The sequence below is a fragment of the Luedemannella flava genome, from assembly GCF_039528515.1.
GTDB lineage: Bacteria > Actinomycetota > Actinomycetes > Mycobacteriales > Micromonosporaceae > Luedemannella > Luedemannella flava.
In genome coordinates, this window is record NZ_BAAALT010000045.1 from 1 (window position 1) to 24,798 (window position 24,798).

The following is a 24,798-nucleotide window of genomic DNA, read 5'->3' on the forward strand; positions in this document are numbered from 1 at the left end:
GGCACCACCCCCACCACCGGCAGCACCGGCGGCGGCAGCGGTAGTGGTCAGCAGATCGTGGGCAGCGGTTCCGGTCGGTGTATCGACGTGCCGAACGCCAGCACCACCAACGGGACCCAGGTGCAGCTGTACGACTGCTGGAACGCTTCCCACCAGCGCTTCGCCTACACCTCGAGCAAGCAGCTTACGGTGTACGGGAACAAGTGCCTGGACGCGTCCAACAGGGGCACCACCAACGGCACCGCGGTCATCATCTGGGACTGCAACGGCGGTACCAACCAGCAGTGGAACGTCAACTCCGACGGCACCATCAGGGGAGTGCAGTCAGGGTTGTGCCTCGACGCTGCGGGCAGCGGCAACGGAGCGAAGATCCAGCTCTACAGCTGCTGGGGCGGCTCCAACCAGAAGTGGAGCCTGCGTAGTTGATCAGTGGTTTCGGGGTCAGGTCAGCCGACCTGACCCCGAAACCGTGTGCTGGTGCGACCAGACATGGACAGCGTCGACCATCGTTGCCTCCATCCGCCAGGGTTGGTACCGATTCGATGGCCCATCTTCGGCACGCCGATTGTTGAACAGGCAGAGCAGGTCGAAGCTGATGCCGCGCCTGCAGCGCCAGCTCGTCGACCCCCGCTGGACGCACTTCGTCAGTCCCGGAGGCGTTTCTCGGATTCGTGTGTCGCTTCGAAGCGGTCGATCAGGATCGGCACCGCCGTGTGCACCCACCACGGAACATGAACGCCGCCGGCAGACATGCCGTGCCCTGGGTCGAACTCGGGGACACGGATCGCTGCCGAGTGATTATCAAGCCACGGCGCATACTGACGGTCGCTGAGAGGTTCGCCGATGATGTGCTCGATGGCAGCGGTGACAAGCGCCCTAAAGCCGAACCAGTCGCGTGGCAGCGGCGTGTCGGCGAAGTGCGCGCGAAGTTCCCGCCACAGGTAATCGTCGCCGCGCAGGCAGAACTGGGTCGGCGTGCGTTCGAACAGGAAGCCGACCGTGCCTTCCCCGACGGGCGGCGGATAGCGGACCAGGATCTCCGCGCGGGTCTGCTTGTACACGGACTCGTCGAGCGTGACGAGGCGGACCTCCTCGACGCGGGTTCGGGTGGCGGTGATGGCCTCGATCGCCGCCGTGATGGCGTCGGCACGCGGCCAACCGTAGGCGCCGGTGCAGAGGAGAGGGAACGCAACGCTACGCACGTTGAGGCCGTCGGCAACCTCCAGCGCGCGGCGGTAACACGACTCCAGCAGACTGCGGTCGCGCTGCCCAGCTGTGAAGTTCGGGCCGACCGCGTGAATGACCCACCGAGCGGGCAGGTCACCCGCCGCGGTCCAGCCGGCGTCACCGGTAGCGAGCCCGTTCGGAAACCTGGCGACGCAGTCGCGGAGGATCGCTGGGCCTCCGCTGCGATGGATAGCGCCTGCTACACCTCCGCCACCACGCACGGCGTTGTTCGCCGCGCTGACGACGGCGTCGACATCCTGCTCCGTGATGTCGCCGAGAAAGGCGGTGATGACTGGCATACCACCAGTCTGCTGGGCCCTCGTCGGCCCATTGCCCAACCTGCGCGATCCCGCGCGGGCCGGCCGTTGAGCGGTCGGCCCGCGCGGTGCGGGTTCAGAGCGCCCAGAAGGCGGCCGGCTTGTCGTAGTCCAAGCCCGTACCGTCGATCTGGATCTTGCCGTCGGCAACGGCGTCCTTCGGTACGTCGAAGACGATCTTGCCGTTGGTCTTCTGGCCGGCGGAAAGGTCGGCGGCGCTCATGGTGGGCTTGAAGCCGATGGTGAGGGCGATTTCGGCGACGGTGCCGTCCTTGGCGACGAACTTGAAGTTGAACGGATTAGCGTGGTATGTCCCGTCCTTGCACACCACGGTCACGTCCAGCACGAGGAACACGCCGTGCTCGGGCTTGCTGCCGAAGTCGCCCGGCTCCACCTTGTACTGCTTGGCGTTGGCCACGGTGACCTCGACGACGGTCTTCTCGCCGAGGATGTCGCTGGTCAACGTCACCTTCTGGCCGACCTTGGCGGTGGTCGTGGTCTTCTCCTTGGCCTCGGCGGGGGCGCTCTGCTCCTCGCCGCCGCTCACGGACGACGTGGTGCCGCCGCCGGAGCTGCACGCGAGCGTCAACGCCGCGAGCGCGGCCAGGCCGAACATAGCGATCTTGCGCACTGGAGGGGTCTCCCTTGGTGAGTGCAATCTGTGAACACCGTGAACTGTGAACATCGTGCAACATGTTGTCAAGTACACAACGAGAATTGAGATCCATTAGGTCGTTGCGTGTACGCGACACGGCTGTGTACGGTGTTCGCCGTGACCACGAACCGTGATGAGGTGACCGCCGCCGAGATCGCCCGGATCGCGGAGGTGGGTAGGGCGGCGGTGTCGAACTGGCGGCGTCGGTACGCCGACTTTCCGCAGCCGGTCGGCGGCACGCCGACGAGCCCGACGTTCGCGTGGGCCGACGTCGAGCAGTGGCTGCGGGCCAACGGCCGACTCGGGAATCCCCCGTCGGGCGGCCCCGCCGAGCCCGTGCCCGGGCAGAACGCACCGGAGATGCGGATGGTGGCGGTGCCCGTCATGCAGGGTGCGACGCTCCGCCGCCAGATGTACATGGGCCAGGTGAAGCTCGCCGCCGCGGTCGCCGGACTGCTGCCGCCGTTGCGGCAGGGAACTGTCGTCGACCCTGACTGCGGGCTCGGTGCGATCCTGGCGGCGGTGGCAGGTGAGCTCCCGCCCACGGTCCGCATCGTCGGCCAGGACCCGTCGACGATCGACGTCAACACCGCGAACCGGCTGCTCGCCGAGGCCGGGGCCCACCACGCCGAGGCGCTCGTAGGGTCGCCGTTCGGTGAGGATGCGCTGCGCGCCTATCGCGGCACAGCGGACCTGGCCGTCTGCCTCGCGCCGGGACGGCTCGACGGGGAGTCGGAGAACTGGGCGTCGGAGCTGCACTGGGAGTTCGGCCAGCCCAGCCCGGCCGACGCCGCGCTCGGTTGGCTGCAGGTGTGCTACGGCTACCTCAAGCCGGGCGGGCTGGCGATCGTCGTGATGCCGTACTCGGCGTCGGTGCGCGGTTCGGCCAAGCGCATTCGTGCGGAACTGTTGCGCTCGGGCGCTCTTGCGCAGGTCGTCGCTCTGCCCAGCGGGTTCGGTGCCCCGCTGTCCGGGCCGCACCAGATCTGGGTGCTGCAACGGCCGTCGGGCCGGCCGTCGTACACGGTCCGCCTGGTGGACCTGAGCGAGACGCGGCCCGAGGACGTGCCGCGCGATGCGGACGGGTGGGAGCGGGTGTACGCCGACCGGACGCTGACCGCCGAGGTGCCCTCGATCGAGCTGCTCGACGAGGACGTGCTGCTCCTCCCGGCCCGGTACGTCGAGCCACCGGTGGGCGATCTCAGCCGGGACTACGCCGACCTGCGCGACGCTCTCGCCCGCGCGGTCGACGACCTCGACGTGGCCCTGCCCGTGTTCGAGGCAACCGCGTCCGTCCCGTTCCCCCTCGCGTCGGTCGTTGACCTGATCCGCGCGGGCGCGCTCGCGATCGTCGACAAGGACACCGCCCTCCAGCCCGGCGATGTGATCATCCCCGCTGGCGACCGTCAGTTCGACGCGACCGTGGCCGGTGATCCGCCGCCTGACCGTCCCGACCGCACCGCCGGCGAGGTGGTCCGCTGCGATCCGGAGCAGCTCGACCCGTACTTCCTGGCCTGTTTCCTGCGGTCCGGGTTCAACCGGCGGCAGGCCACGGGCACCCTGGGCGGCACCTTCCGGCTGGACCTGCGCCGCTGCCGGGTGCCGCGGCTGCCGCTGGCCGAACAGCGCCGCTACGGCGAGGCGTTCCGGCGGCTCACCGAGGTCACCGATCGGTTCGACGACGCCGCCGCAGTGGCCACAAACGCTCTCCGAACGGCCGTCTACGGCCTGACATCGGGCGCCTTCCTGCCCGAGGATGCCTCTGGGATCACGTCACCACAGAACGGAACAGCATGAGTACCCATCAGCAGTTGGCCGGTTTCATCTGGTCGGTCGCCGACCTGCTCCGCGGCGACTACAAGCAGTCCGAGTACGGCAAGGTGATCCTGCCGTTGACCGTCCTGCGCCGGCTGGACTGCGTGATCGAGCCGACCCGCGAGGCGGTGTGGGAGCGCGACAAGTCGACGAACCTGACGAACAAGGACCAGTTGCTGCGGCTGGCCGCCAAGCTGCCGTTCTACAACACGTCCCGGCAGAGCTTCGCGACCATCGGCGCGGACGCGGCCAATGTGGCGAAGAACCTGCGCGACTACATCAACGGCTTCTCGCCCAACGCCCGCGAGATCCTCGACAAGTACGACTTCGACACGCAGATCGCCCGGCTGCACGGCGCGAAGCTGCTCTACCCCGTGGTGCAGAAGTTCGCCGACATCGACCTGCACCTCAACAAGGTCGACAACCACCAGATGGGGTACGTCTTCGAGGAGCTGATCCGGCGCTTCTCCGAAATCTCGAACGAGACCGCCGGCGAGCACTTCACCCCGCGCGAGGTCATCAAGCTGATGGTGAACCTGCTGATCGCCCCGGACGCGGAGAGGCTGACCGAGCCCGGCCACGTCATCAACATCCTCGACCCGGCCTGCGGCACCGGCGGGATGCTGTCGGCCGCCGAGGACCACATCACCTCGCTCAACCCGCACGCGACGGTTGCCCTGTTCGGTCAGGAACTTAACGGCGAGTCGTACGCCATCTGCCGCTCCGACATGATGCTCAAGGGCCAGGACCCGGGCAACATCTACTTCGGCAACTCGTTCAGCGACGACGGCCACGAGGGCAAAACGTTCGACTACCTGCTCGCCAACCCGCCGTTCGGCGTGGAGTGGAAGAAGGTCAAGGACGAGGTCGAGGCGGAGGCCGAACTCGGCCACGCCGGCCGCTTTGGCGCCGGCCTGCCCCGCATCAACGATGGCTCGTTCCTGTTCCTGCAGCACATGCTGTCGAAGATGCGTCCCGTGGACAAGGGCGGCTCCCGGCTGGCCATCGTCTTCAACGGCTCGCCGCTGTTCACCGGCGCGGCCGAGTCGGGCGAGTCGAACATCCGCCGCTGGATCCTCGAGAACGACCTCCTAGAGGGCATCGTCGCCCTGCCGGATCAGCTGTTCTACAACACCGGCATCTCCACGTACTTCTGGATCCTCTCCAACCGCAAGGCGCCGGCCCTGCACCGCAAGGTCATCCTGCTCGACGCCCGTGCCCAGTGGGTGAAGATGCGCAAGAGCCTCGGCGACAAGCGCAAGATGATCTCCGACGACCAGATCGCGACGATCACCAGCCTGTACGCGGACGCGCTCAAGGCCGCGGCGGACCCGTCGCATCCCGGCCACGCCAACGTGAAAATCTTCGCCACCACCGACTTCGGCTACCGCCGCATCACCGTCGAGCGCCCACTCAAGCTGCGCTTCGAGATCACCGAGGACACGCTCGCCGCGCTGGCAGAGGCCAAACCCCTCCAGAAGTACGAGCAGCTCGACGCGCTGCTGGTCGCTTTGAAGCCGCTGCTCGGCACTTCATGGGCCACGAAAAAGGCGGCCAAGACCGGCCTGCACGCGGCGGTTGCCGAGGCGGGCTTGGCGTGGCCCGCCGCCGCTGTGGAGAAGGGCCTGTGGTCGGCGGTCTCCGTCAGCGACCCCGACGGCGAGGTCCAGTTGGTGAAGGGCGAGGTCGTCCCCGACCCCGACCTGCGCGACTACGAAAACGTCCCGCTCGACCAGGACGTGGAGGAGTACTTCGCCCGCGAGGTCATCCCGCACGTCCCCGACGCCTGGATCGACCACACCAAGACGAAGGTCGGCTACGAAATTCCGCTAACCCGCCACTTCTATGTCTATACCCCACCCCGCCCGTTGGCCGAAATCGACGCCGAACTGCGTGAACTCGAATCTCAGATTCAAGTCCTGCTCAGCGAGGTGACCCAATGATTCGGTCTGCCCAGAGCATCGCCCTTAAGCGGCTTATCAGCCTTCGAAGTGGCAGTTCGACTGATTCCCAATCTGGCAATGGGAATATTCCCGTTATGGGGGCAACTGGAATCATAGGCACTACGTCGCAATCAAATTGTGACGTGGGTTCGAGCCTGATTGGCCGAGTCGGCACCGTCGGCCAGGTGAATTATGTGACGCAAAGCTGTTGGGCTGCGGATAACGTCATCGTTGCTACTCCCAAAGGCATCGACAGCCGGTACGCGTACTTCCTGCTTTCTGGTATTCATTTACCTGGTCTCGCTTCTTCTACCGCGCAACCTCTCTTGACTGCTGCCGCGATTGGTTCTGTACGAGTAGACGTACCCACGCTCGAAGAGCAGCGCCGTATAGCCGCGTTCCTTGATGCCGAAATTTCTCGATGGGATGAACTCGCTCGTGTCCGGACAGGACATTGGGCTGCACTAGATGAGTACGAGATGGCATCAATAGCGGACACGCTGTCGGGCTCGGCGACTATGTCAAACGGCCGCCCGACGGGTTGGCAATGGCTGCCGGTGGTGCCGGCCGATTGGCGCATTGGCCCTGTTTACGCCTACTTCGAAGCCCAGCTTGGGAAGATGCTCAATTCGGACCGTGCGGCGGGTTTCGATCAGGCGCCGTACCTTAGGAATGCGAACGTTCACTGGTATCAACTTGATTGCAGTGACATGGCCACGATGAGTTTTCCCCCAGAGGAACGTTATCGGTATCGTGTCGAACCTGGCGATTTGCTTGTGTGCGAAGGTGGAGCGGGCGTAGCGGAAGCTGCGGTATGGGATGGAAGAGTCGAACCCTGCTACTTTCAGAAGTCACTCCATCGTGTTCGGCGGAACGCCGACGTGCCGGTCGAGTGGCTCATGTACTGGCTTCGCCTTGCCAAATATTGTGGCGTGTTTGAGGCCGACGGAAATGTTGCAACCATCCCTCACCTTACTGGCGAACAGTTACGTCGGTACCGTATACCGATTCCACCTGATGGCGAACGCCGAGTGGCCAGATTGAGCCGTGAGGTCGAGCAGTTGTCCGAGCTTCGGGGTCGCATCGCGCAAGCAGACGCATTGACGGCTGAGCGGAAGCAGGCGTTGATTGTGGCGGCGGTGACCGGGCAGTTTGATGTGACGACGGGGCGGGGGGCGGATCTGTCGTGAGTGTGCACAAGGAGGCTCGGTTCGAGGACGTGATCGAGGCGGAGCTGCTGGCGTCCGGGTGGGAGCGGGGCTCCGCGTCGGACTATTGGGCCGAACTCGCGCTCGACACCGCTCAACTCTTTACGTTCATCGGTGCGACCCAGATCAAAGGGTACAACCGGCTGATCGAGGCGTACGGGGACACCACTACGGCGCAGCGGGAGGTGGCGAAGCGGGTCGCTGCCGAGATCGACAAGCGGGGCGCGCTGGACGTGCTCCGCAACGGGGTCAAGGACCGGGGCGTCACGCTGCAGTTGGCCTACTTCAAGCCGGGGCACACACTCGCGGCGGGGGCGCTGGACGAGTACAACGCCAACCGGCTCACGGTGACCCGGCAGCTGCACTACTCGGCGAAGACGCCGGACCGGTCGTTGGACCTCACCCTGTTCGTCAACGGCATCCCGGTCGCCACGGCCGAACTGAAGAACCCGTTGACGAATCAGAGCGTCGAGGACGCGAAGCTCCAGTACCGCAGGGATCGTGACCCCAAGGAGCCGCTTTTCGCGCGGCGTACGCTCGTGCATTTTGCCGTTGATCCTGATCTGGTCTTTCTGACCACGCGGTTGGCGGGGGAGCAGACCCGGTTCCTGCCGTTCAACATCGGCTCCAGTGGGCCCGGCGTGTCCGGGGGAGCCGGGAACCCGGCGGTGAAGGAGGGCTACCCCACCTCGTACCTGTGGAATGTGATCTGGCAGCGCGACACGTGGCTGGAGCTGCTGCAGCGGTTCCTGCACGTGGAGAACCCCAAGGCCGCCAAGGGGAAGGCGGGCACCGCCGACCCGCACGCCAACGCGATGATCTTCCCGCGGTTCCATCAGTGGCACGCGGTGCGGCAGATGACCACGCACGCGGCCGGGCACGGCGCCGGCCACAACTACCTCGTTGAGCACTCGGCCGGGTCGGGCAAGTCGAACACGATCGCCTGGTTGGCGCACCGGCTGTCCACGCTGCACAACGCCGCCAACGCGCCCGTGTTCGACAAGGTCATCGTGATGACCGACCGGGTGGTGCTCGACCGGCAGTTGCAGGACACGATCTACCAGTTCGAGCACGTCACCGGCGTGGTGCAGAAGATCGATGAGGACTCGCAGCAGCTCGCGGACGCGCTGGCCGGTTCGACCGCTCGCATCGTCATCACGACGCAGCAGAAGTTCCCGTTCGTGCTGGACAAGGTCGCCGAACTCGGCCAGAAGCGGTACGCGATCATCATCGACGAGGCGCACTCGTCGCAGTCGGGGGAGCATGCCAACGCGCTGAAGAAGGCGCTCGGCCAGCGCGGCTCGGACATCGACGACGACGGTGACCTGCTCACCGCGTCGGCCGTGACCCGCGGCCGTCACCCGAACCTGTCCTACTTCGCGTTCACCGCCACCCCGAAGGCCAAGACACTGGAACTGTTCGGCACCCGCGACCCGGAGACGGGAATGTGGCGGCCGTTCCACGTCTACTCGATGCGACAGGCCACCGAGGAGGGCTTCATCCTCGACGTACTGCGCAACTACGTCACGTACGCGGCGCGGTGGCGGCTGACGAACGCGGCCGTCGACGCGGCCGAGGCGGCCGATCCCGAGGTCGACCCGCGTAAGGCCAAGGCGAAGCTGGTCCGCGCGGCCGAACTGCACCCGACGTCGCAGGACCAGCGGGCGCAGATCATCGTGGACCACTTCCGGAGCGAGGTTCGTGACCGCCTCGGCGGGCGGGCCAAGGCCATGGTCGTGACCCGGTCCCGCGAGCACGCCGTGCGGCTGTACCAGGCGATCCAGCGCTACATCGCCAAGCGGGACCTGCGTGACTGCGCGACGCTGGTCGCGTTCTCAGGCACGCTGGAGGTCGACGGGATCGACTACACCGAGCCGAAGCTCAACGGCTTTTCCGAGGCGGCGCTGCCGGGGCAGTTCGCCTACACCAAGGTCGACGACCCTCAGGCGGTGGCCCGCAACCAGACGGAGTACCGGATCCTGGTCGTGGCCGAGAAGTACCAGACCGGGTTCGACCAGCCGCTGCTGACCGCCATGTATGTCGACAAGCCGCTCACGGGCGTCGCGGCTGTGCAGACGCTGTCGCGGCTGAACCGCACCAACAAGCACAAGTCGCAGGAGGACGTGTTCGTCCTCGACTTCGCCAACGTGGCCGACGACATCCAGGCCGCCTTCAAGCCGTACTTCGAGACCACCATCACCGAGCCGACCGACCCCAACCTGTTGTACGACAAGCAGCGCGAGGTCGAGGACTACCAGTTGCTCGTGGCCTCGGAGATGGACGCGTTCACCGAGGCGTTGCTCGCGGCCGAGAGTCGGGCGGCCGGCGACGCCGCGCTGCGTAAGGCCCACGCCGAGCTGTACCGCTTCACCAAACCGGCCGTGGACCGGTTCGTGGAGCTGAGCGCGCACGACCCCGACCATGCCGAGGAGTTCCGGTCGGCGCTGTCGGACTTTGTGCGGGCGTACAGCTTCCTGGCCCAGATCGTCGGCTATGCCGATGCCGACCTGGAGCGGCTCTACCTCTACGGGCGCTACCTGCTGCTGCGCCTGCCCCGCCAGCCCGGCGCCGGTGTGGACATCGGTGACGCCACGCTGTCGCATTTCCGGCTGGACCGCACCGGCCAGGGCGACTACCGGCTCGCGGCCGAGGGCGAGCAGGCCATCCGCGGGTTCGACGCCGCTGGGGGAGCGGCACAGGAAGTGGAGGAGAAGCCACTCAGCGAGATCATTGACGAGCTGAACGACCGGTTCGGGCTCGACCTCGGCACGTCCGACCGGATCCTGTTCGTACAACAGATCATCTCGTTGGTCGAGGACCCGAAGATGCAGGCCGTGGCGCTACAGAACGACCTCGACAAGTTCGGTCAGGTCGCCGATCCGCGGCTGGACCACATTGTGGCCGAGAACCACGACAGCAACACGGCGTTCGTGAACCGCTACTTCGACAACCCCGAGTTCCAGGCCGCGGTCAAGCAGGTCGCACGCAAACGGGCGTACGACCTCATCCACAGCCCGGCGCGGGACGAGGCCCTGCGGCGGCTCCGCGGTGGGAGCACCACGGGTGCGCACGGCGTGACACAGTAAGTTCTGATCTTCACTCCCGGAGGACCGGGCGTGCGTTCACAACAGGAGTGGCCCGTGACGGGACCGGCGCCGAGTGACGAGTGGCTGCTGGCTGGGCGCTACCGGGTCGACGCGCCGATCGGGTCGGGCGGCATGGGCGAGGTGTGGCGCGGCTACGACCAACAGCTCGACCGCCGCGTCGCCGTCAAGCTCATGCACCGCACCGCGCCGGTGGTCTCCGCCGGCGCGGAGGCGGTGGCGCTGGCCGAGGCCGCCGCGACCGATCGCGAGCGGTTCCTCCGGGAGATCCGCACGACCGCGCGACTCGAGCATCCGGGCATCCCCGCCGTCTACGACTTCGGCGTGGAGGAGCGCACCGACCGCATCTATCTGATCATGCAGTTGTTGTACGGGTCGACGCTGGCCGAGCTGCTGGGTGGCGAGGATCCGTTGCCGGTCCCCTGGTGCGCGGCGACGGCCGCGCAGATCGCGGCGACCCTCGTCGACGTGCACCGGGTGGACGTGGTGCACCGCGACATCAAGCCCAGCAACATCATGGTCATCCATGGCGGGCTGGTGAAACTGCTCGACTTCGGCGTGGCCGTGCTGCAGGGTGCCGCCGCGCTGCCCCGACTCACCCAGCTCGGGCGCACGGTCGGCAGCCCGCCCTACATGTCCCGCGAGCAGGTCCTCGGCAACCCGGTCGGACCGGCCACCGACGTCTACGGGCTCGGTTGTGTGCTGCACGAGATGCTCACCGGTCGACCCCCGTTCGAGGAGTCGCCCACCCGGTCCTACCAGGACCATCACGTGAACACGCCGGCTCAGTCGTTGCGGGCCGTGCGGCCCGGTGTGCCGGGTGCCATCGACTCGTTGGTTCTGGCGATGCTCGCCAAGCAGCCGGGCGACCGGCCGGAGGCGGAGGCGGTCTATGAAACGCTGCTGCCGTTCGCGAGCGCCGATGACGCGTCGGTGGGCGCCGGTCCGGCCCTCGACCGGGACCCGAGGCGGCCGTTCCTCCGTCCGTTGGCGCCCGCACCCAGGGCCGCCGCCCGGACCGCCGCTGCGGCCGCCAAGGGTTCTCCCGTTCCGCCGCTGGACGTGGACGAAGCCATCGCCGTGCGGGAGCGCGTGCGGGAACTGGTCGACGACGGCCACCTGCAACAGGCGATCGACGTGCTCGACGATGCCGTGGCCAGGGCGCGCCACATTCCCGAGCTGGCGCTCGAGGTCAAGATCGATCTAGCGTCCACGCTCTACACCGCCGACGAGTTCAGCCGGGCGGCACCGTTGCTCGATGAGATCCTTCCCCAGCTTGCGGCCCGCGACGGACAGGCCGATCCCGCCGTGCTCTACCTGCGTTACGTCGCTGGGGTCAGTCATGCCGAGGCCGGCGATGCCGAAGCGGCCATCGCGCAGTTCACCGCGTTCCTGGCACACGCCGACCAGGTCGACCCGCTCTTCCGGGACGCGAAGTATCAACGCGGCATCATGCTTCACGCGACCGGCCGCGCAGCCGAGGGCCTTGCCGAACTGGAGTCCGTGCGGCCCTTGCTCGCCGCCGAATACGGTCCGGACTCCATCCATGTGCGCGCCTTGGACCGCCGTATCGCACACCTCAGCCGAAGTTCCGATGGGGACGTGTCGAAGGGCCGAGAAGACTGAAAGTGTGACGCATCGGCTGAGCCGTTGCGCGCCAGATCCGACCTACGTTGGCCCGATGCCCGAGACGTTCGAGGTCGACCGTGTGGACCGCATTGCGGATATTCTGTTCGGCGTCGCTACGGCGAAGGGACTGATCGGCTACGGCCCGCTTGCCAGGCGCGTGGATACCCGGCCGGACTTCCTGGGCCAGCCGCTGGACAAGGTCTCGCGTCGGGCGGTCGACAAGGGCGAGCCGCTGTGGAGTTCTCTGGTCGTCTCCCGGAGCACCGGCCGGCCAAGTTCCGGCTTCTATGACCTGGCGCGACAGTTGCGGTCCGAGTATGCCTCACTGACCGACGATGAACTGTGGGCGCAGGAATGCGAACGCTGCTACGCGGCAGCTTCCTAGGGGTTCCAGGTCAGGTGTCCCATAGCGCGTCCCTGTGGGGAGGAGATCGTATGCATCACCCTTCGGACTCGGTGGAACTCGCCGAGCCCGGGCAGGGCGGCCCGGACACGGTCATCGCGGAGGTGCTCCCAGGGGTTGGCGTGGTCCTCGGCAAGGTCCCGGCGGAGCTCAAGCTCGATCTGATCGACTTCGGGCTCGTGCCGGCCGCTGATCGAACGCGGATCTCGACAGTTCTCGCCTCGATGGGAAACGCAGCGACCGTGGGTGGCAACCTCGCGAGCGCGTTCGGCAGCATGCAGGGGATCTACAGACTGAGCAACGAGACATTGGCCCTGCTGAAGGCCGGCGGAACACTCGCGGTCAAGGACGGTGCGAACCTCGGCGCGGTGATGTCCTCCAGTCGCGTCGTTGGTCAGGCCCGATTCATACCCGTGACCGCTGTGAGCACGGCTCAAACTATCGCTCTCATTGGGCCGGCGCTGGCCATGGTCGCCCTTCAGATGCAGCTGAGCGAGATCACGGGCCTCGTCAGAACCAACATCGCGCTGACCAGCCAGGTACTCACGACCATCCGTCACGGGCAGTGGGCCGAGCTGACGGCGCTCGTCGCCACCATCGACGACGTAGTTGACCAGGCGCGGGCGGTCGGATCGGTCCCGACATCCCTATGGGACACCGTCGCTGGCAAGAAGGCGGACCTGCGCACGCAACTCGACCTGTACCGACTGCACGTGGATACGCACATTCGGCAGGTTCATCAGCTCGACACACGCGGCCGCCGTGAGTATCTGGAGACGAACGCCGAGGCGATCGTCTTCGACGCCAACGCCCTCCTGTCCTCCGTCAAGGCATGGATCGGATACCAGGCGCTCCACGCCGCGCGGGCGCGAACTGCCGGGCCCGAGGACGCAGGCGAGGCCCGGCTCGTCGAGGACATCGCAAGCCGCACCGGCAAGGAGCTCCGGTCTGCGCTCGCTGAGACGACGAGCCTCGTCAACTCGCTGACGCGGGAGCTGCGAATCCTCGTCGAGCTACCCGGACGCGGCACGCTGCCGCTACCGGGGAAGCGGAGGGACGCGAACGCGGCCCGCCAGACCTCCGCCCTTCTGCTGGCGGCGATCGAGCCGCTTGCCGACGCTCTTCATCCGCCGGCCCCGCCGCTCGAGGCACCGGGCGTCGTCTGCGCGCCCGAATCGCTGGCTCTCGAGCCGTACCTTCGGATCCTGCGATGGTTCCTCGAGGACGATGAGACCCTACGTGTCCTGGGCTTCCCCGATCAGCTCGAAGCTCTCGGTTCCATTTCTGCGATCTTCAGCGGAGCGAAGGAGAAGTTGGCGGCGGTAGTGGACAAGGCCGCGGCAAGGACGCTGGTCGCCGTCACAGATCGCCGGATCATCACCGCCAAGGCGAACGCGTTCCTCGAGCAGGGCGAGATCCGCCAGTACATACCGGTTGACCGGGTGAGATACGTCCGGGCCGCGGCAGCACAGGACAGAAGTCAGCGCTTGGCGGTGGACCTCATCACCAGCGACGAGAACATCCGGTGGCTCTTCCAGCCTGAGATCGACAGGACACAGGTGGACGAGTTCGCCGCCGTGCTTGCCGAGTCGATGGCGATCTCGGACGTTGAACGCGATGAGCTTCAACGGCGGCGCCATGCCGCCATCGAGCCGGACAAGAAGGCCGACAGTACTGGTCAGGTCAGCTAGTCCGTTGCCGCCGATGCGGTATCGGGCTCTGCGTTGTTGAGTCCAACGTCAGGCGAGATGTATTCACATCTATCTCTGGAATGGTTACAGTATCGACAGGAGCCGGTGCGCCAGCGCGAGCGCGAACTGCGTCGTCGCGCGATTGCCTTTGTCGATGTTGTGTGGCCTCCACGTGCCGGGACGGGTTGAGCGCCCACGCGATGTCGCGTGTCACCCCTCAGTTGGAGAGATCCAACGCTTGTCACGACACGGAATGGAGACGGCGCCATGCCTTCACCCATGCCCAGCCGATCCGGTGGGCGAACCCCGTCAGTCACCGGGCGGATCCTTCTCGTACTTGCCGTGCTGACCGCCGCGACGGTCAGCACGCTGACCTGGGGCACCGCAGCCCAGGCCCACGGCACCATCGTCGGCCCGCCAACCCGCGCCTACCAGTGCTGGTCGGACTGGGGAGCCGACCACATGAACACGGCCATGCAGCAGCAGGACCCCATGTGTTGGCAGGCATTTCAGGCCAACACCAATACCATGTGGAACTGGATGAGTGCGCTGCGTGACGGCCTCGGCGGCAACTTCCAGGGGTCGACCCCGGACGGAAAGCTGTGCAGCAACAACATCTCCAGCAACGACAGCCTGAACAGGCCCGGGGCATGGAGGACCACCAGCGTCGGCAACAACTTCTCCATGCATCTGTACGATCAAGCCAGCCACGGTGCTGACTACTTCAGGGTCTATGTGAGCAAGAACAGTTACGACCCGACCACCAGGGCGCTCGGTTGGGGAGACCTCGACTTCATCACTCAGACCGGGAGATACGACCGGGCGACCGACATCACGTTCAACGTCTCGACGTCCGGATACACCGGGCGCCACATCGTGTTCACCATCTGGCAGGCCTCGCACCAGGACCAGACCTACATGTGGTGCAGCGACGTGACCTTCGGTGGCGGCAGCACGACCACCACCCGGGCGCCGGTCACGTCCGCGCCCGTCACCCGCGGGCCGGTGACGAGCGCGCCCGTGACCACCCGGGCGCCGGTGACCTCGGGCGCTCCCGTCACGGGCAGCGGCTGCTCCGCCACGTACACGAAGGGCTCCGAGTGGAACTCGGGCTTCTCCGCGACCGTGAACGTCACCGCTCGAAGCGCTATTAACGGTTGGACCGTGAGGTGGACCTGGCCGAACGGCCAGACGATCACACAGGCGTGGAGCGCGACCGTGACCTCGAGCGGATCGGCGGTCACCGCGACCAACGCGAGCTACAACGGACGGCTCGGCGCTGGCCAGAGCACAAGCTTCGGGTTCAACGGAACATGGAGCGGCACCAACACCGCACCGACGCTTACCTGCACCGCCAGCTGACACAAGCGGTACCCGTGGGGGTCCGGGCCGGGTGCCCGGCCCCCACGGCCGTGTTCAAGGCACTGCGCATCCGACGAATATCAAGATCTGGATCGGTGGCCCCGCCGACGTGCTGCGGCGCTACGTCCGCCCGGACCGCATCGTTGAAGGACGCCAGCCGGTGGTCGACGCCTCGCGCGTGGGCGCGCGCGTCGGCTTTGGCCAATGTCGTATCCCGCGACTGGCTGTTCGTCATCGTGCTCCCGGAGCACGATGCTCCCGTCATCGCGCGCGAGAGCCTTGGTGGGTGACGGCACGTGTCCAACTCACCGGTGGCGACGCCACATGACGCGACGTCGCCACCGCGCCGGCGCTGGTGTCTGCTGCCGGTTCAGCAGCAGAGGATCGGGGCGATCGTGACGTCGGCGCTACCGCTGCTCTGGAACGCCGTGGTCGCGAGGATCATGTAGTTGTGGGTGGTGCCGAGGTTCAGGCCGTAGCTGGCCCAGGCGTCGAAGTGGTTGCCGGTGTTGATGGTGCCGAGGGTGCGCTTGGCCGTCCGGACGCTCCAGTACTGGTAGTACGTCGCGATGCCCTGGATGGAGGGCTGGTTGACCCGCTGCGTGCGGTACACCTCGTAGGTGCCGCCGTCGGTGGTGACCATGCCCAGGAACGTGCCGCGGGGCCGGTAGGTGCCCCAGTTCTCGACGATGTTGTATTCCACGAGCGGGTTGGTCGTCCAACCGTTGATGCCGACGTACGCGTTGCCTGTGGTGTTGAACGTGCTGTAGTAGCTGACCATTCTCCGGCCGCCGGTGCTCCAGCCCTTGCCTGCGATGAGGCTGTTGATGCCGCTCCATTGAATGGTGTATCGACCGCCGGCGCCCAGGGTCAGCGTGGCGGTGCCGGGGGCGTCCTTGCGGTACACGTAGAAATAACCGTTGTGGGTGCCGGTCGTGTCGGCGTGCGCGGTGCCGGGCAGGATCGCCGCGGTCGCCGCGAGCGCCACGACGAGGGCGCCGCCGAGGAGCAGCCGGACAGAGATCTTGTTCATGTGGGTTCCTCTCGTGAAGGGACGGTTCCACGGGGACCACAAACCAGCGTTGGGCCCCACCGCGCGGCCTGTCAACGACTTGCGTGAATGTTTCGAAGTGAGGGGACGTAGTAGGGTTCCCGAACGTGAGTTCGTTCTTCGTCGACCTGGCTGACCGGGGGCGGCTGCGGGCACTCAACGACGCCGACGAGGAGACGACGGCGGAGGCGGTGCGGCTCAAGGAGGCCGCCCTGTTCGACTTCGGCGTGGGCAACAGCGTCATCGGGTCGTGGCTCTACACGAAGTGCCACCACCACATTCCCACGACCGCGGTCGAGACCGCGGCGGTCACCGCCACGGGCGACGGCGTGTGCTCGCTCCTGTTCAACCCGGAGTTCTTCGTCGCCATCGGCCTCGACGGGGTCAAGTTCGTCCTGTTCCACGAGGCGCGCCACCTCATCCAGCGGCACCTGCACACGGCGCCGGAGCTGCGCGCCGACCCGGTGTTCACCATCGCCACCGAGGTCACCGTCAACCACGTCGCCATGCGGCGGCTGGGCGTCGAGCGGCTGCCCACGCGGGCCGGCGAGCCGGTCGGGATCGATCCGCGCGAGGTCCATGAGCGGTACCGCAGGGACCTGGTCGGGCAGGGCCTCGAGCCGCTGGAGTACGACCAGTTCGTGGAGACCGACTTCGGCGTCTACAGCGAGCTGCGGCGGATGGCCGAGCCGATCGTGCGTCCGGCGCTGTGCCTGCACCTGCTGTTGGGCGCCGGTGAGGTCCCGCTCGACGACGACACGGTGGCCAGAGCCGTCGCCGAGATCCTGGCCGAGGTGGCCCGGCGCGCGCACGCGGGAAACGCGGCGGCCCGGCAGGAACTGCTCGACCTGGTCGCCCGGTGCGGCGGCGTCGACGACCGGCTGGAGAGGTTCTGGGGGCTGCTCGGGCTGGCCGCGCTGCGCGGCGAGACGCCGCGGACGCGCCGGGTCGACTGGTGGAAGCGTTGGCTGGTCGACGTGCTGGCGTCGCGGCTGCGCGACGGCGAACGGCTGGTGTACCCGAAGAAGCTCGGCGCGGTGCTACTGTCGCTCGGTCACGAGCCGATGCTGCTGCGGCGGGGAATGGAGCGCGAGAAGCTCGTGCTGGTGGCGTTCGACACCTCCGGGTCGATGCCCGACCAGGTGGTCGACTGGTTGACCACGCTCGTCGGGCAGACCGACGGGGTCAGCGCGCAGTGGCTGAGCTTCGACGGCGCGGTGATGCCGTTCACGCCCGGCGAGCGCGTGCTGGGTGGCGGCGGCACCAACTTCCAGAACGTCGTCGACTACGCCGAGGGCCGGCTCAAGGTCGGTGACCGGGAGGTGGAGGGGAGCCCGGACGCCGTGATCGTGGTGACGGACGGGTACGCACCCCCGGTGAAGCCCCGTGAGCCGGAGAAGTGGATCTGGCTGATCACGGACGGCGGCGACACCTGGCCCGAGCGCGCCGACCCGCCGATGGCCTGCCACCGCGTCCAGACGGGGGAGTACTGATGGCGCGCACCACCAGTCGTCAGACGCGCGCGAAGGCCGCACCCGACGGGCCCTCCGCCCTGGAGAGCTTCATCGACGGGATGATCGCGGCCGGGCTGACCGGGCAGGTGTTCGGCGACCACGGCATCGGCAAGACGTCGACGTTCCTGAGCTACATCCCGAAGCGGTACCCGGACCTCGACGTGGTGCTGGTCCCCGCGGCCAACCTCACGCCCGACGATCTTTTGGTGAACGCGCCGGTGCGCGACCCGCGCACCGGTGAGCTGGCGCTGCAACAGCTGATCATGGACCAGCTGTCCCACCCGCGGAAGTTCGTCCTCGTGATCGACGACTCGCTGCAGGCGGGCGACACGATCCAGTCGCAGCTCATGCAGGTCGCCTGCAACTGGACGCTCGGTGAGCACGACCTGCGCGCGCTCGGCTGCGTGGGGGTCTTCCTCACCGACAACGAGTCGGCCTCCGAGGTCGGCGCCCGCCGCAACGACCTGGCCGTACTCGACCGGATGGCCACCATCCGTGTCGGCGCCAACGACACGTCGTGGCGGCGGCACCTGTCCGAGCGCTACCCCGACCGTGACCTGTCCGAGGTGTTCCTGACCTGGGCGCGGCTGAGCCCGCACCTGCGTCGCCTGCTGTCGCCGCGCACGGTCCAGCACATCATCGACTGTGCCGTCGAGGACTTTCCGGTGCGGTGGGGCCTGCCGATCGTCAACGGCACCCGACTGGTGCTCGCCGATCAGCGGGCCGACGGTTCCCCCGGGCCCGACCGCACCGACGACATCCTCGACCAGCTCGCCCGCGCGCTCGGCGTGCCCAACCGGGCCAGCGTCGCCGACCCGGTGCGGCGCATCCTCCGCGCGGCGATCCGGCGCCGGTGGGCGGTGCTGCTGCAGGGCCCGCCCGGCTGCGGCAAGACGGAGATCACCCGACACGTCGTGCGCGAGGAGACCGGCCGCGAGCCCGTCTATTTCTCCCTGCCCGTCACGAACGTCGAGGACCTGTGCGTCCCGGTCCCGGGGGCCGACGGCACGCTGAGCTCGTTGCTCACCCGCAGCCTGCTCGGCACCGAGCCGAAGGTGCTGGTGTGGGACGAGTACAACCGGCCGAAGGACAAGGCGACCTTCGCGAAGCTGATGGAGGTCACCCAGGAATGGACGCTGGCCGGGCGGCGCATCGACGGCCTGCGCGCCCAGGTGGCGCTGCAGAACCCGCCGTACCATCTCGGCCGCAAGCTCCTCGTGACCAGTAACAACCTGGCCCAGGCCAGCCGGTTCACGATCAGCTACGAGGTCGCGCCCGACGACATCCCCGCCAACCAGTGGCTCGTCGACACCTACGGGACCACCGCCGAGGTGGTCCTCGAATGGTGGAAGAACGACATCGACGACGAGGGCCGGGCCTGGGTCAGCAAGCGCACCCTGGAGCGGATGATCAAGTTGCAGGGCCAGCGGCTGCCGCTGCAGTCGGCGCTCATCTACCTCGGCGACGGGGAGTTCGCCCCGGTCTCGCTGACCAGCCTGGAGGCCCGGCTGAAGGGGCGGCCGTCCACCGGCCTGGCCGACCTGGCGGCCGAGGTCGACCTGTGGGAGAAGCGCCTGCGCGCGGCGGCGGAGCAGAGCACCGAGGGCACCGGCGACTCCGACCTGGTGCACCAGATCCTCGCCAACGCCGAGGCGTCGCAGCTGCGCGAACACCTCGACGTGGTGGCCCGCCTGGTGCGGCACCTGCCCCCGAAGCTGCGGGCCACCTACCTGGTCGGGCAGGTGCCCGAGAAGCAACAGGTGTGGGTCGACGCCATGGCGCGCATGGCCCGATTGCAGGCCGGCTGATGGCCACGCCGCTCGGCTGGCTGCTGCGCGCGGCGGGTCAGCAGCCGTGGCAGCGCCTGGTGTCGGCGCTCGGCGACCGGCTCGACGAGGTCGCCCAGTCCGCTCCCGAGTTTCCGATCGAACTGTTCGACGCGATGGTGGCGTCGGGCCGGCCGCGGTTGACCGAGGCCATGGCCCGCGCCGTCGACACGACCGACGACCGGCACGCCACCCTGCGGCAGCGGCTCGCCGCGACCGGCAACGCCCAGGTGGCCAGCCGCGCGATCTACTTCTGGGGGCTGCCCGACCAGCGCACGGTGTTCGCCGCCGCGCGGCCCGACGATCCCGCCTGGGCGGACCTTGCCGCCACGATCCTCACTCTGACAAAACCAGAGTGGGTACGGGCGACGGTCGTCAGCCCGTTCCCCGACCTGATCACCCACGCGTTCGCGGTCGCGGGCAAGGAGTTGACGCGCGCCGAACTGCTCCGGGGGTTGCTGTCCATCGTGGACGCGGGCGGGTCGCTCGACGACCCCGCGTTGCTGGCCGTCGTCGAGCGGGCCGGAACGTCGCCGGGAACCGACCGTGCGTCGCTGGCACAGCTGGTCAGCGAGGCCGAGGGAACGGCCGGTGCGATCGAGGAGCTGCGCGAGGAGGCGAACGCCGGTCAACTGGCCCTGAGGTCACAGCTCGACTGGGACCGGATACTCGCCGCCCACGGTCGCGAGCCGTTCGGCGAGACGGCGACGACCCTGTTGGCGGGCCGGCCGGACTGCCCGGAGGACGTGCAGCTGGCGCTGTACGCCACCCATCCGCTCGCCGTCGTCACGGTCGCCCGGCCCGGTGTCGTTCTGCTCGCGGCACCGCTGCCCGCCCGGGACGCCCCCGCCGTCGCGAAGCGGCGGGCCGACGCGGCGGTCAAGGCCGGCCTGCCCGCCGACGTACTGCTCCAGGCCACTCCGGCGGCGGCGGTGCTCGAGGCGCTGCACCGGCACCGGGTGGTGCTCGACGAGCTGCGGGCGCTGGTCGCCGACCGGCTCGGTGCCGACGTGCACCGGTGGCGGGCGCTACGTGCGCGGGTCAAGAGCCACCGCGGGTCGATCATGGACCTGCTGACCGGGGAGCCCTCCGGCAGGCCGCCGACGGGGTGGCCCGACGCGAAGCCGATGCCCGATGTCAGCGAACGCAAGACGGTCAACGGGATACGGGCGGCGTTCCTCGCCCTCCTCGACGCCGCGCCGACCGACACGCACCTCGCCCTGCTCGACCACCTCGACGATCACACGATCTACGACCTGCTCTGCCGCGGCCGGTGGCGCGACGAGTGGCTCGACGCGGCGCTCGCCAGCCCCAACCCCGCCCTGTGCCGGTCCCTGTCCACCCGGCGTGACCTCGACCCGGCCGCCATCGACCGGCTCGCCACGCGTGACGACCCGGTGGTCAACAACCAGCTGTTCCGGGCCACCACCTACAGCTGGCATCTGCGGGAGCGGATCCTGTCGCAGCGGCCCTTCGGGGACACCGGGCCGGTTCCCCTCGATCCGGCGTTGCGCGGCCACCTGCTGGCGTACAAGGGCGGCAGCGGGACGTCGCCCTACTACGCCCGCGACGCGATCGACTGCGCCGACCTCGACCTGCAACTGCACATTCCCCGGCACCGGTTGGTCAAGGGGGAGATCCCGCAGCTGCGGTTCGTGGTGAACGTCTGGCGACGGCACGGCCGCGCCGCAGTCGACAAGCTCCTCGCCGTCACCAACGGGCCGGCCACGTACCGGGGCCGACTGCTGTCCCCGAGCGTGATCAAGCGCGTCTCCGGAGCTGACCCCGACCTGCTCGCCCGGTTGGAGGACGAGGTGACCCGCGGCGAGACCGCCGCGGCGCAGCTCGCCCTGCTGCGCGGCGCGACGGGTCCGCATTCGGCTGTCCTGCAGGAGTCCCACGACTGGGACTGGGCGGCGATCCGCGACGAGCACGCCGCGCGGCCGTTCCCCGACGACGTTCTCGCGGGCCTGTGCCGGCCCGGCTGCCCGCCGTGGTTCCGCAGCGCGTTCGCCACGCCGCTCGAGGCCGGCCTGACCCGCGGCGAATCGCCGGCCGAGCTGCTCGCCACGATCCCGGTCGAGCGTGAGCTGATGCTGAGGCTCATCGCGAGCGGCCGACTGAGCTGGTCGGACGTGTTCGCCCACGGACGTCCGGCGGCCGAGGCGCTGACGATGCTGACCTTCCTCAAGGAGGAGGAGCAGCTGGAAGGGCTGGCCGCACTGCGGCCCGTCGTCGAGTCCACCGTGGCTGGTCAACCGGAAGCCTGGGTGCTCGCCGCCCACATGCTGCCCGACTTCACCGGCAGCGTCGCGGAGATGCTCTACACCGCGCGGGTGGCAACGGGCTGACGCCGGCGGTCGTGGCGGTTTGCCGCCATGCGTGTTCGCGCCCGGTTGGAGGTAGCGACACCGGCGCCGCGGCCGAGCATTCTTAGGTCAGCACGGAATTCCGAGTAGGCCGGAATTCAAAGCGATGATTGGTGTATGGAGGCTCGAATGAACCCGGACACCGGCGCACCACGCGTGGAGGGTTTCGGCTGGTGACGCTCGTGGTGGTCTGGATCGCCCCGGTGGCCGGTCCGCTGACCATCTCGGCGACGCGTCTCACCGAGCTCCTCAACCTGCACATCACTGCCGCACACCGGGTGGAGCACCTCGCCGTCCGGGAACGCTTCAACGAGATGGCCATCTTCGGTTTTCTTATGGCCTGTTCGATGTACGACGCTCGGCAAACGCTCACGAACCTTGTCGGCGCGGTTATCGCGAGCGAGTCGGAACTGCATTACTGGCGGGTCGTCTGACCCTCCGGGCCCTATTTCCCCGTGGCCAATTCTGGAAAGGACCAGACCATGAATGTCGTCAAGCCGCGTGCCATCGCCGGAGTCGTCGGTGCGCTCTCGACCGCCGCCCTCGGCGCCGGTGTCGCTGCCCCCGCCATCGCCGCGGCGGTCGCGTCGTCGGCCACCATCATCGACACCCCGGCCGTGGAGGCGGGCCCGGGCGCCGACGCCCTGTCGGTGCAGGCTCCGGAGGACGTGACCACGGCAAAGCCGGCGTTCGGCGAGGTCTGTTTCCCGGGCGCCTGATCCGTCGACGCGCTGGCCCGGACCTCGGGCCAGCGCGTTTTCCTTCCAAGGAGGAGAGCCGTGCCCGAACCCGACACCATCGTCATCGACTGCCACGCGTACGGGCTGTACCCGTACGTGGGCTGCAACGAGCTGCTGCGGGTGCTGTTCCCCGACATCTGCCGGGACCGTCCGGACCTCGTCCGCGAGTTCGCGCGCAGCCTCGTCACGCTCGCGCCGGACACCCACGCGGGCGTGCTCGACGCGTTCCCCGACCTCGTCGAGGTCATGGGGGAGGCGGGCGGCGTCCCCTTCGCCCAGGGGCTCCGCGACGAAGGGCTCCACCCAGCCGACCGCCCGACGTGGCTGGCGCACGGTGTGGTCAGCCTGATCCTGCGCTGGCGGTCCGGGCTGGCCGGGGCCCCGGCCCTGCGGCTGGCGTTCACCAACCTGGCGTGGGCGGACCCGCTCCAGGCGGAGTTCGTGGAGATCCTCGCGCGGCGCGCCGACCCGCGCCTGGTCGAGGTCATCCGGCACGATCGCCGCGACAAGGCCGATCCGGGCGCGGCGGCACGGCCGTCGCGCGGGGAACACGAGGCCCTGGCCGAGGATCCGATGACCCGCAACCGACTCGGCATCGCCCTGCACCACCTGGAACGCGGCCCGACGCCCGCGGACGTCGCCCTCCGCGCGTTCACCGGCGCGGCGGAGCACTACCTGGCGGTCGGGTTCTACGAGGCCGCGCTGCACTGCGCGCGCGTCGCCGCCCGGTACGCCGCACCCGACGACGCCGCCACCGCACGCACCCTGTGCGGCGTGACGGTCGGCGCGCTGCTGCTGCTCGGCCGCCTCGACGAGGCCGAGGCGGTCTGTGCCGCGCACCTGTCCGCCGGTGCGGACCCGGTGACCCGGATGATCTGCAGCTACACGCGGGCCATCATCCACGCCCGGTTCAGCCCGGCAGATCAACGCGACTACCGCGCCGCGGCGGAGCACCTGGAGCTCGCTATCGGATACCTGGACCGCGCGCCGCAGGGCCCCAGCGAGATCGGAAACCGCATCTTCCTGGACAAGAACTTCCGGGCGCTGCTGGCCGTCCGGGCCCGGCGTGCGGACGAGGCGCTGCGCCTGTTGGACGAAGGGCTGGCCGACATCCGCCGGTTGTGCCCGGAGCGTGAGCAGGCCGAGAGTCCCATCTTCTTCCAGAACCAGGGCCGGGCCTATCTGGCGCTGAAGCGGTTCGATCTCGCCATTGCCGCGTTCACCCGGGCGATCGCGCTGGAGCCGTTCACCTCGGTGCTGCACTTCGAGCGCGGCAACGCCTACCGTGCCCACGGCGACCAGCGGGCGGCCCTGGCGGACTACCGGCTGGCCATCCAGGCCGGCCCGCCGCGCCCGGAGATGCACTTCAACGCCGGGCTCGCCTGCGCGGCACTTGGCGACCCTGATCAGGCCCTGCGCGAGTACACCCTCGCATTGGATCTTGATTCAGGCTACGTCTCCGCCCGATTGAACCGGGCCGCCCAGCACTACCGGGCGGGCAGGCTGACCGAGGCCGGCCAGGACGCGGAGATCGGGCTGCGCACGTCTCCCGGCCACCCCGACCTGCTGTGCGTCCGGGGCCTTGTGAAGTACGCACGGGGTGCCCTGGACGCGGCCCTGTCGGACTTCTCCGCGGCGCTGGTACGCGACCCGTCCCACGCCGCCGCGTTGAAGAACCGCAGCACCGTCTGGTTCGCCAAGGGGAACGTGGGCGAGGCGCTGCGCGACGCCGACCGGTGCGCGACCAGCCACCCGGACGCGGCCGCGTTCCTCAACCGTGGGTACCTGCACCAGTCGAACGGCTCATGGCGCCGGGCGATCGCCGACTACCAGCACGCGGCCCGGTACGACGACGTTGACCGGGCCGAGCTGGCACGCCGCCACGCCGCCTGCGTCCGTGGCCTCCTCGAGGAGGCGTCCACCGCCCGATCCCCGGGCGCCTGA

At 68.3% G+C, this 24,798-nt stretch carries 18 protein-coding genes; 15 read left to right on the forward strand and 3 right to left on the reverse strand.

Annotated features, from left to right (window positions below; genetic code table 11):
* Positions 1-426, forward strand: a 426-nt coding sequence (locus ABD211_RS09125; RefSeq protein ID WP_344128310.1) for an RICIN domain-containing protein, incomplete at its 5' end; no start/stop codon positions are given.
* Between the two features lie 218 nt (positions 427-644).
* Here ABD211_RS09125 and ABD211_RS09130 read toward each other — a convergent pair.
* Complete coding sequence (locus ABD211_RS09130; protein WP_344128312.1) at positions 645-1,526, reverse strand: macro domain-containing protein; 882 nt, start codon at positions 1,524-1,526, stop codon at positions 645-647.
* Positions 1,527-1,620: 94 nt separating this feature from the next.
* Positions 1,621-2,175 carry a DUF4352 domain-containing protein gene (locus tag ABD211_RS09135; RefSeq protein ID WP_344128313.1) on the reverse strand — a complete coding sequence of 185 codons (555 nt, stop codon included), beginning with the start codon at positions 2,173-2,175 and terminating at the stop codon, positions 1,621-1,623.
* A 141-nt stretch (positions 2,176-2,316) separates the two neighbouring features.
* On the opposite strand from ABD211_RS09135, the gene ABD211_RS09140 reads away from it, so the two are divergent.
* The 8 genes from ABD211_RS09140 to ABD211_RS09175 all read left to right on the forward strand — a co-directional run bounded on the left by ABD211_RS09140 (position 2,317) and on the right by ABD211_RS09175 (position 15,354).
* Positions 2,317-3,996, forward strand: a complete 1,680-nt coding sequence (locus ABD211_RS09140) for an N-6 DNA methylase (protein ID WP_344128315.1) — start codon at positions 2,317-2,319, stop codon at positions 3,994-3,996.
* Positions 3,993-5,957 carry a type I restriction-modification system subunit M gene (locus ABD211_RS09145; protein ID WP_344128317.1) on the forward strand — a complete coding sequence of 655 codons (1,965 nt, stop codon included), beginning with the start codon at positions 3,993-3,995 and terminating at the stop codon, positions 5,955-5,957. Before ABD211_RS09140 ends, ABD211_RS09145 begins: the two co-directional genes overlap by 4 nt.
* A complete protein-coding gene (locus ABD211_RS09150; protein ID WP_344128319.1) occupies positions 5,954-7,147 on the forward strand; it encodes a restriction endonuclease subunit S in 1,194 nt (397 codons plus the stop codon). Before ABD211_RS09145 ends, ABD211_RS09150 begins: the two co-directional genes overlap by 4 nt.
* Positions 7,144-10,251, forward strand: a complete 3,108-nt coding sequence (locus tag ABD211_RS09155; protein ID WP_344128321.1) for a type I restriction endonuclease subunit R — start codon at positions 7,144-7,146, stop codon at positions 10,249-10,251. The genes ABD211_RS09150 and ABD211_RS09155 overlap by 4 nt, the downstream gene beginning before the upstream one ends.
* A gap of 54 nt (positions 10,252-10,305) precedes the next feature.
* The gene (locus ABD211_RS09160; RefSeq protein ID WP_344128323.1) at positions 10,306-11,895 is read left to right on the forward strand and encodes a protein kinase domain-containing protein; all 1,590 of its coding nucleotides are present in this window, start codon (positions 10,306-10,308) and stop codon (positions 11,893-11,895) included.
* Positions 11,896-11,950: 55 nt separating this feature from the next.
* Positions 11,951-12,283, forward strand: a complete 333-nt coding sequence (locus tag ABD211_RS09165; RefSeq protein WP_344128325.1) for a hypothetical protein — start codon at positions 11,951-11,953, stop codon at positions 12,281-12,283.
* Positions 12,284-12,354: 71 nt separating this feature from the next.
* Positions 12,355-13,992: a hypothetical protein gene (locus ABD211_RS09170; RefSeq protein WP_344128327.1), complete on the forward strand. Its 1,638-nt coding sequence runs from the start codon at positions 12,355-12,357 to the stop codon at positions 13,990-13,992.
* 342 nt (positions 13,993-14,334) lie between these two features.
* Positions 14,335-15,354 carry a lytic polysaccharide monooxygenase auxiliary activity family 9 protein gene (locus ABD211_RS09175; RefSeq protein ID WP_344128328.1) on the forward strand — a complete coding sequence of 340 codons (1,020 nt, stop codon included), beginning with the start codon at positions 14,335-14,337 and terminating at the stop codon, positions 15,352-15,354.
* A 370-nt stretch (positions 15,355-15,724) separates the two neighbouring features.
* Here ABD211_RS09175 and ABD211_RS09180 read toward each other — a convergent pair whose 3' ends face one another.
* On the reverse strand, positions 15,725-16,387 hold the full coding sequence (locus ABD211_RS09180) for a glycoside hydrolase family 11 protein (RefSeq protein ID WP_344128330.1): 663 nt from the start codon (positions 16,385-16,387) through the stop codon (positions 15,725-15,727).
* A 125-nt stretch (positions 16,388-16,512) separates the two neighbouring features.
* On the opposite strand from ABD211_RS09180, the gene ABD211_RS09185 reads away from it, so the two are divergent.
* The 6 genes from ABD211_RS09185 to ABD211_RS09210 all read left to right on the forward strand — a co-directional run bounded on the left by ABD211_RS09185 (position 16,513) and on the right by ABD211_RS09210 (position 24,798).
* Complete coding sequence (locus ABD211_RS09185; protein WP_344128332.1) at positions 16,513-17,898, forward strand: hypothetical protein; 1,386 nt, start codon at positions 16,513-16,515, stop codon at positions 17,896-17,898.
* On the forward strand, positions 17,898-19,727 hold the full coding sequence (locus ABD211_RS09190; protein ID WP_344128334.1) for an AAA family ATPase: 1,830 nt from the start codon (positions 17,898-17,900) through the stop codon (positions 19,725-19,727). Before ABD211_RS09185 ends, ABD211_RS09190 begins: the two co-directional genes overlap by 1 nt.
* Positions 19,727-22,096 (forward strand): hypothetical protein, encoded by a 2,370-nt coding sequence (locus tag ABD211_RS09195; RefSeq protein ID WP_344128336.1) that lies wholly within the window; start codon positions 19,727-19,729, stop codon positions 22,094-22,096. Before ABD211_RS09190 ends, ABD211_RS09195 begins: the two co-directional genes overlap by 1 nt.
* Before the next feature lie 191 nt (positions 22,097-22,287).
* Positions 22,288-22,548 carry a hypothetical protein gene (locus ABD211_RS09200; RefSeq protein ID WP_344128338.1) on the forward strand — a complete coding sequence of 87 codons (261 nt, stop codon included), beginning with the start codon at positions 22,288-22,290 and terminating at the stop codon, positions 22,546-22,548.
* Positions 22,549-22,596: 48 nt separating this feature from the next.
* The gene (locus ABD211_RS09205) at positions 22,597-22,833 is read left to right on the forward strand and encodes a hypothetical protein (RefSeq protein WP_344128339.1); all 237 of its coding nucleotides are present in this window, start codon (positions 22,597-22,599) and stop codon (positions 22,831-22,833) included.
* Positions 22,834-22,893: 60 nt separating this feature from the next.
* Positions 22,894-24,798 carry a tetratricopeptide repeat protein gene (locus ABD211_RS09210; protein ID WP_344128341.1) on the forward strand — a complete coding sequence of 635 codons (1,905 nt, stop codon included), beginning with the start codon at positions 22,894-22,896 and terminating at the stop codon, positions 24,796-24,798.